Source organism: Mycobacterium sp. (assembly GCF_049281135.1).
GTDB lineage: Bacteria > Actinomycetota > Actinomycetes > Mycobacteriales > Mycobacteriaceae > Mycobacterium.
In genome coordinates this window covers 1-7,662 of sequence record NZ_JBAPRN010000477.1, presented here as the reverse complement: position 1 = coordinate 7,662, position 7,662 = coordinate 1, and the positions used below count along the sequence as shown (strand labels likewise).

At 64.9% G+C, this 7,662-nt stretch carries 9 protein-coding genes and 1 pseudogene; 4 read left to right on the top strand and 6 right to left on the bottom strand.

Annotated elements, in window-relative coordinates; all coding sequences use genetic code 11:
• The 3 genes from WAN02_RS19150 to WAN02_RS19140 form a co-directional block, all read right to left on the bottom strand.
• The coding region (locus WAN02_RS19150) for a DoxX family protein (protein WP_422265815.1) at positions 1-581 on the bottom strand (581 nt) is incomplete at its 3' end.
• A gap of 61 nt (positions 582-642) precedes the next feature.
• Positions 643-1,158 carry a DUF6328 family protein gene (locus WAN02_RS19145; RefSeq protein WP_422265814.1) on the bottom strand — a complete coding sequence of 172 codons (516 nt, stop codon included), beginning with the start codon at positions 1,156-1,158 and terminating at the stop codon, positions 643-645.
• A gap of 134 nt (positions 1,159-1,292) precedes the next feature.
• A complete protein-coding gene (locus WAN02_RS19140; protein WP_422265813.1) occupies positions 1,293-1,874 on the bottom strand; it encodes a TetR/AcrR family transcriptional regulator in 582 nt (193 codons plus the stop codon).
• Between the two features lie 72 nt (positions 1,875-1,946).
• On the opposite strand from WAN02_RS19140, the gene WAN02_RS19135 reads away from it, so the two are divergent.
• On the top strand, positions 1,947-2,624 hold the full coding sequence (locus WAN02_RS19135; RefSeq protein ID WP_422265812.1) for a class I SAM-dependent methyltransferase: 678 nt from the start codon (positions 1,947-1,949) through the stop codon (positions 2,622-2,624).
• Here WAN02_RS19135 and WAN02_RS19130 read toward each other — a convergent pair.
• Genes WAN02_RS19130 through WAN02_RS19120 form a run of 3 tightly spaced genes read right to left on the bottom strand, consistent with a single transcriptional unit; the run spans position 2,621 to position 5,680 of the window.
• Positions 2,621-3,697 (bottom strand): prenyltransferase, encoded by a 1,077-nt coding sequence (locus tag WAN02_RS19130; RefSeq protein ID WP_422265811.1) that lies wholly within the window; start codon positions 3,695-3,697, stop codon positions 2,621-2,623. The genes WAN02_RS19135 and WAN02_RS19130 overlap by 4 nt on opposite strands.
• Positions 3,684-4,415 carry a class I SAM-dependent methyltransferase gene (locus WAN02_RS19125; RefSeq protein WP_422265810.1) on the bottom strand — a complete coding sequence of 244 codons (732 nt, stop codon included), beginning with the start codon at positions 4,413-4,415 and terminating at the stop codon, positions 3,684-3,686. Before WAN02_RS19125 ends, WAN02_RS19130 begins: the two co-directional genes overlap by 14 nt.
• Complete coding sequence (locus WAN02_RS19120; RefSeq protein WP_422265816.1) at positions 4,409-5,680, bottom strand: glycosyltransferase family 4 protein; 1,272 nt, start codon at positions 5,678-5,680, stop codon at positions 4,409-4,411. Before WAN02_RS19120 ends, WAN02_RS19125 begins: the two co-directional genes overlap by 7 nt.
• Positions 5,681-5,892: 212 nt before the next feature.
• Here WAN02_RS19120 and WAN02_RS19115 point away from each other — a divergent pair, with 212 nt between their 5' ends.
• From WAN02_RS19115 to WAN02_RS19105, 3 genes and pseudogenes are all read left to right on the top strand, one after another.
• A complete protein-coding gene (locus WAN02_RS19115; protein ID WP_422265809.1) occupies positions 5,893-6,453 on the top strand; it encodes an isochorismatase family protein in 561 nt (186 codons plus the stop codon).
• Positions 6,450-7,265, top strand: coding sequence for a ketosteroid isomerase family protein (locus WAN02_RS19110; RefSeq protein ID WP_422265808.1), 816 nt, complete (start codon positions 6,450-6,452; stop codon positions 7,263-7,265). Before WAN02_RS19115 ends, WAN02_RS19110 begins: the two co-directional genes overlap by 4 nt.
• 162 nt (positions 7,266-7,427) lie before the next feature.
• Positions 7,428-7,662 (top strand): annotated as a pseudogene (locus WAN02_RS19105) (sugar ABC transporter substrate-binding protein); the annotation flags it as partial.

Genomic DNA, 7,662 nt, shown 5'->3' with positions numbered 1-7,662 from the left:
GCCGTACTGGCCAACTCGCGGCTGCGCTCGGCGCCCACATGCAGACCGTGGGCGATCCGTTCGGCCAGCTCGGAATCGAGCACCGAGTCATCGGACCCGTCCAGCGGTAGGGCAGCCGACACCTTCTCCGAGAGTCGATTGGCCGCCCGTCGACCACGCCATCCCAGCGACGGCTTACCCGCTGTGTCCGCCGACGCGATGATCAGCCCGCCGAGCAGGCTTAGATCGGTGAGCAGGTCGCGGCGTTTCTGCACTTTCCGTTCCGGGTCGGGTTCGTTCCAGAACAGATGTCCGCCAAGGCTGCCGGGTAAGACGGTGAACGCCAGCGCCGCCGAGGCGATCCGCGGCAGCTTGCCGGTCGCAAGCAGCAGCCCACCACCGACCTGGACAGCCGCGTTTATCCGCGCAACCGTCTCGGGGTCCGACGGAATCTTGCTTCCGACCGGATCCGGCAACGTCTGCAATGTCGTCACAGCGGTCTGCGCTGCATCGAGGGTGACTTTGGGGTTGCGTAACGTCTCAACACCTTGGCCGATGAATACCGCGGACAGCAGGGGACGAGCAATTCTGCGAAGCAACATGGCAGCTGTGTTCCCGGGTTGCCCGCTGTGCAAACCGGACCGGCAAATTGCATGGCTGCCCTTACGTACTCAGTGGGGGTGCATGACGTCGCGCCCACAGCGGGAACAACACCCAGAAGCCGAATTGAGCCACGAACGCGCAGGTCCCGGCGATGGCACCGGTGACCGGACCGGCCACTGCGCCGAAAATGATCACCACGACGCCGGTAAGGGCCAAGCCCATCAGTAATAGTCCGGAGTAAGCCAACCGGTCGGCTGCGGAGACCAGAAACTGAGTTCGATGCCGACGAAACAACAAGCGATGCATCGCGACCGGAGATTCCAATAACACCGTGGCGGCGATCGAACAGCCCACCGTCCCCAGAAAGATCACGCGCATGGTGGCGCTCAGCTCATCGAAGCGGGCCTGGAAGGGCAACGTCAACAGAAAACCGGTGAGCAGTTGGACGCCGGTCTGAACGACCCGCAGCTCCTGCAGCAGGCTGAGCCAATTGCGGTCTAATCGTTGGGTTTCGGTCTCAGATCGCGCCGTCTTATCCCAGTCTTCGTCGCGCTCAGGATGATCGACGACGTCCATGGGCGTTGATCATGCCAGCCTGCGGCGGGTTGCTAGGACTTCGGTCCAATTTCAGACTTCGAGATCGACGCCAGCGCGCAAGTCACTCGAACTTATCCGCGCCACCGTCAATCTCGACGAAAAGTCACGCCCTGTTACGGCTTCTCGTGCAAGAGAAGCCGCGCCGATACCTCCAGCCGATTGGCGATCTCGGTGTACGAGGCGTATCCCGTACCGGCGCGTACCAGAGCCCCCGCATAGAGCAGCTCGAGTGCTTCGACCAGGTCGGGAGCCTGACCAGGACCCAACGCGGTGACCAGGCGTTGATGGATCTCACCGCCGATGCGCAACCGCAGATGCTCGACCTCGGGATCCTTGCTCAGCAAAGCGTTGGTCACCGCGCCGGCGAGTGTGGGTTCGTCGGCCACCAACAACGCGATGTGACGCAGCACCGCGATCACCCGTGCGGTCGAATCTGGCGAATCGGTCGGCGGAACCGGGCTGGACGCCAACCGTCGCCAGAAAACTTCCGCGACGAGGTGCTCTTTCGACGAGAAATAGGTGTAGGCGGTGGCTGCGCCGACTCCGGCCTCGGCCGCGACCATACGAATCGTCAATCCGGAGAAGCCTTCTCGGCTCAGCACGCCGATCGCGGCCTGGCCCAGCCGGTCAACGGTGTCGGCTTGCTTGGCGCTCAATCGCCGTCTGGTCGATTCCCGAGCTAACGGGTTGGACACGTGTCCGGACACTACTACGCCGACCCAGGTGCGGCAACCGGCTGCGCACGCGTGTGCATTACCGTTCAGCTGATGACGCCACCCCCGGATCGCACTGCTCATGACGAGCTGACCAGTCGCTTGTTCGCATTGGCCGAGCGGGTTATCGGCTTCATGCCTACTGACGAGGGCCGCGCTCTGCACGATGCGGCGCTGAACTACCTCGATGGCGGTGTCGCGGTGGAGATCGGAACGTATTGCGGAAAGTCGACGGTCCTGCTGGGTGCGGCAGCGCACGCGCGTGGCAGCGTTCTCTACACCGTCGACCACCACCACGGCTCCGAGGAGCATCAGCCCGGCTGGGAGTACCACGACACGTCCATGGTCGATGCTGTCACCGGCCGTTTCGACACCTTGCCGACGTTGCGGCACACGCTCGACGAAGCCGGCCTGGACGACAACGTGGTAGCGGTGGTCGGCAAGTCGACGGTGGTGGCCACGGGCTGGCGCACTCCGCTGCAACTGTTGTTCATCGATGGGGGCCACAGCGAAGACGCCGCGCGCAAGGACTACGACGGCTGGGCGAAGTGGGTGGGTATCGGCGGGGCGCTGATCATCCACGACGTCTTCCCGGACCCGCGCGACGGCGGGCGGCCGCCGTACGAGATCTATTGCCGCGCACTGGAAAGCGGTGCGTTCGTGGAGACGTCCGTCACCGGGTCGATGCGGGTGCTGGAGCGGACGGCAGGCGGGGCCGGGGTGGGGGTCTAACGATCGGACTGGCTGGCCGCGCACTCGCAGTCGTAGTCACTCTCCAAGCCGCGCGGCAAATCGGTGCCGCGGAAGATGCCGCTGCCCGCGGTGGTGGACGACAGTGCGTCCGCGGCGAGAATGACGGCCGCTCCGGTCCACGTGGTTCGCTCGACGGGCCAACGCTTTCCATCGCTGAACACCAACCCGGTCCAGTAGGAGCCGTCCGTCTCGCGCAGGTGCTGCATCGCGGCGAACTGTTGCAGGGCCGCCGCCCGGTTGCCCATCGCTTCGAGTGCCAGTACCAGTTCGCAGGTCTCTGCGCCGGTCACCCACGGGCGGTCGTCGACACACCTGATTCCCAGACCGTCGACGACGAAATCGCCCCAGCGGTCGGAGATCCGGTCTTGTGCTGCGCGACCGCGTAACGCGCCGCCCAGGATCGGGTAGTACCAGTCCATCGAATGATGCGGCTTCTCGGTGAACGCCGACGGGTGGTCGGCGATCGCATGACCCAGCCGGCCGAGCCCAAGCTCCCACTCGAGTTGTGGTTCGTCGACCAGGTTCGCCAGGGCCAGTGCACAGCGAATGCTGTGAAAAATGCTCGCGCACCCGGTCAGCAGCGCGTCCGCCAGCGGGCCGGAAGAGCTACGCGCCCAACAAATTTCGCCGCCTGCCAGCTGCAGATCCAAGACGAAGTCGATTGCGGCGCGCACCGTCGGCCACATCGAGGCCGCAAAGGCGCGGTCACCGGTGACCAATACGTGGTGCCATACACCCACTGCGACGTAGGCGCAGAAGTTGCTGTCGCTGTTGGCGTCCTCGACGACCCCCGCACGCAGCTGGATCGGCCATGAGCCGTCCGCCCGCTGCTGGTCACGACACCAATCGAAAGCGCGTCGCGCCGGTCCGATCAGGCCTGCCGCCGTAAGGGCCATCGCGCATTCCACATGGTCCCACGGGTCGGTGTGCCCGCCATCAGACCAAGGGATTTCACCCGACGGCTCTTGAAGTGCCGCAATCGATTCCGCCGTCTGCCGGCATTGCGTGGGGGAAAGGACGCCTGCGACGGCCGGTACTTTAGACGAATTCAACGGCGGGTACCGGTTTCTCGAAATACAGCGCGACACTCTTCCCGATCAGCGGGTTGAGTGCCGATTCGGCCACTCGGGTCAACAGGGGTCGTCGCATCATGTCCCACACCAGCATTTTGTGGTAGGCGGCGACGGCCGGGTGGTCGGAGTTGTCGACCCCGAGCACACATTTCAGCCACCAGAAGGGCGAGTGCAACGCGTGCGAGTGGTGGGTGTGGGTGAAGGTCATACCGCGGTCGGCGATCTTGCCGCGCAGCTGATTTGCGCGGTAGATGCGAATGTGGCCTCCCTCGTTGCTGTGATAGTCGTCGGAAAGCAGCCAGCAGACTTGTTCGGGCAACCATCTCGGCACCGTGACGGCGAGCTGGCCACCGACCTTGAGTACCCGGATCAGCTCGGCGATGACGGCATCGTCGGCCGGGACGTGCTCGAGGATCTCCGATGCGATGACGCAGTCGAACGTTCGGTCGGGATAGGGCAACGTCCGTGCATCACCGACGACGGTTTCCGCGTGCGCTGACGGCGGGGCCTCTCCGGCATCGGCCATGGCCCGGAACAGAGTGTCGACCTCACCGAGTTCGGTGGCGTTCTGGTCGAATGCCACGACGTCGGCGCCCCGTCGGTACGCTTCGAAGCTGTGCCGGCCCGCCCCGCAGCCGACGTCGATGACTTTGCTGCCGGGACCAATACCGAGACGGTCCAAATCGACTGTCAGCACGGCTCGCCCACTGCTTGGCGCTGGTCGCGGGTCGGCGCTGTTCGCGCGATGGCCTGTTCGTAGACGCGCACGGTCTGCGCCGCCACGGATTCCCAGCTGAACACCTCGACGGCGCGGCGGCGACCGGCCGCGCCCAGTCGTTTGAGCTCGTCGGGGGAGTCCAGCAGTTCACCGATCACCCGAATCAGCTCAGCGGCGTCTCCCGGACGCACCAGCCTTGCGCAACCGTCGTCGGGCCCGAGTACTTCGGGCAATGCGCCGGCACGGCTGGCCACGATCGGTGTTCCGCTTGCCATCGCTTCGACGGCCGGTAGTGAGAAACCTTCGTAAAGCGATGGGATACAGGCGATCTCCGCGGAGGCGAACAGCCGAGCCAGTTCGGCGTCGGAAAGTCCGTTCGAGATGTGGACGATGTCGGAGATTCCCAGCTCGGCGATCAGCTTCTCCGTCGGGCCGTTGGGTTCGAGCTTGGCGACCAGCTGCAGCTCCACATCGTGTTCGCTCCGCAGCTTGGCCACCGCATGCAGCAGGTGCCCGACGCCTTTGAGCGGCCGGTCGGCACTGGCAATTGCGATGATGCGACCGGGAATTCGCGCCTGCGACGACGGCGCGAACATGTCCGTGTCGACGCCGAGCGGGACGACATGAAGCTGATCGGGGTGCACGCCGAAGTCCGTGGTGATGTCGGTGGCCGAGGACGACGAGACGGTCAACAATTCCGGGATGCTGCGAGCCACTCGCTCCTGCATCGTCAAGAAGCCATACCACCGGCGCACCGAAGGTTTCCGCCACCAGCGGGCCGCCGCGAGATCCAGCACCCGGTCGCGGGTGATCGGGTGGTGCACGGTCGCGACCACGGGCATACCGGTCTTGGCGATTTTCAGCAGGCCGACACCCAAGCTCTGGTTGTCATGCACGACGTCGAAATCGTCTAGCCGATCGGCCAGCAGGCGCGCGGCGCGCAGACTGAAGGTGCGCGGCTCGGGGAAGCCGGCCGTCCACACGCCGCCCAACTCGAGGAGGTCGATGCGATCCCGGATTTCCCGGGGATGCGGTATGCGGAAGGGATCGGGTTCGCGGTACATGTCGAGGCTGGGTACCTCGGTCAGCACCACTCGAGGATCGAGTTCCTCAGGGTAGGGCTGACCGGAAAACACCTCGACCCGGTGTCCGAGTTCGACCAGGCCCCGGCTGAGATACCGGACGTAAATTCCCTGGCCACCGCAATGCGGCTTGCTGCGATAGGACAGCAGCGCAATCCGCATACTCACGCCCGATCCGGCGTGTTGATGCTGAGAGACATCACGGTGAGGGGTTCAGACGAGGCGTCAGCGAACTTTCTGGACACGTGTCTGGACTATAGTTTGACTAGCTACCTGATGCAACGCGCAGCTAGCGGCGTTAACTTTGCCGATCCTACTCAGACCAAGGGTTGTGCTGGCTCAGGTACGGCTCCCGTCGGCGATACCGTGGTGTCATGCGCGCGCTGATCGTGACCGACGTTCAGAACGACTTCTGCGAGGGCGGCTCACTCGCTGTGCCGGGTGGGGCGGCCCTAGCGGGTGCGATCGACGCATACCTGGCCGGCGGAGCCGAGTACCGCCATGTGGTGGCCACGCAGGATTTCCACATCGATCCTGGTGACCATTTCTCCGATCGTCCGGATTACATCTCGTCGTGGCCGCCACACTGCCGTGCCGACACCGTCGGCGCGGAATTCCATCCCGATCTCGACACCGGCCGGTTCGAGGCCGTCTTTCGCAAGGGTGCCTACGACGCCGGCTACAGCGGGTTCGGCGGATTCGACGAGCGTGGCACTCCGCTGGCCGACTGGCTCCGAGAACACGACGTGGACCAGGTCGACGTGGTCGGCATCGCCACCGATCACTGCGTGCGCCGGACCGCCGAAGACGCTGCGAAGCACGGCTTGGTGACTCGGGTGCTGATGAACCTGACCGCAGGGGTCGGGGAGGAGTCCACCGCGGCGGCCATCGAAGCTCTGCGCGCTGCGGGTGTCGCGATTGTGGCCGGACCATGACGGGCCCGGCGGAGCAGACGCTGCTGGCGGCGGTGGAACGATCACCGCAGGCCGCGGCCGCGCATGACCGTGCTGGCTGGGTTGGCCTTTTCGCCGTGAACGGTCGTGTGGAAGATCCGGTGGGTTCGCGGCCACACGCCGGGCCGGTCGAGATCGGCCGGTTCTACGACACCTTCATCGGCCCGCGCGATATCGCGTTTCATCGCGATGTCGACGTCGTCCGCGGCTCGTCGGTGATCCGCGATCTCGATCTCGAGGTGGCCATGGGGTCCGCGGTCACCATGACGATTCCGGCGTTCCTCCGATACGACCTGCGTGAGGTCGACGGTGAGTGGAAGGTCGTGACGCTGCGCGCCTACTGGGAGCTGCCCGCGATGGTGTTGCAATTCCTGCGCAACGGGGTATCTGCGGTGCCGGCCACCGTTCAACTCTCGCAAGGTCTGATCCGCAATCAGCGGCTGCGCGGTACCGCCGGATTCGTAGCCGGATTCCGCAGGGTGGGATCTCGGCAGAAAACATTGGTCGACACGTTCGTGAACGCGGTGGGACGAGGCGACAGATTCGGCGCGCTGCAGGCATTGTCATCCGGTGCGACAATCACTTTCGGCGATGACGAGAAAGCAGACGTCACCGAACTCGTCGAGCGATGTTCCGGCGCGAGCGCCGCGAAGGTGATTGCCGCGGGTTCCACCGTCGCCGCCTCGGTCACGTCAGGGATGCGCCGCGGCGTTCTTTTCGCCGACGTGGCCCGGCGCGGCACGGGGATCCACCGGATCCGTTACTTCCCTGGTGATCACCGAATCGACGACTGACGGCAGCCAGGAACACCACAGCTGGACCGACTACGAAAGAACAACGTAACCATCACTGCGAGCCGGAGACCCACCACGAACACCAGCCTTGGTTGCGGTCAGCCCTTCGATCGGCGGACGCTGCTCCGCGGCGCGGGCGCACTTGGCGCCGCGTCGCTGGCGATGGCGCCGATGGCATGCAGCTCTGACGACGATGCACTGACGTTCTTCTTCGCGGCCAACCCGGAAGAGGCAGATGCCCGGCTGCTCGTCGTGAATGCATTCCAGCGCAGGCATCCCGACATCAAGGTGCGGACCTTGTTGTCCGGACCGGACGCACTGCAGCACGTGTCGATCTACTGCGCCGGCGGCAAATGTCCGGATGTTCTGATGGCTTGGGAATTCACTTACGCCGGCC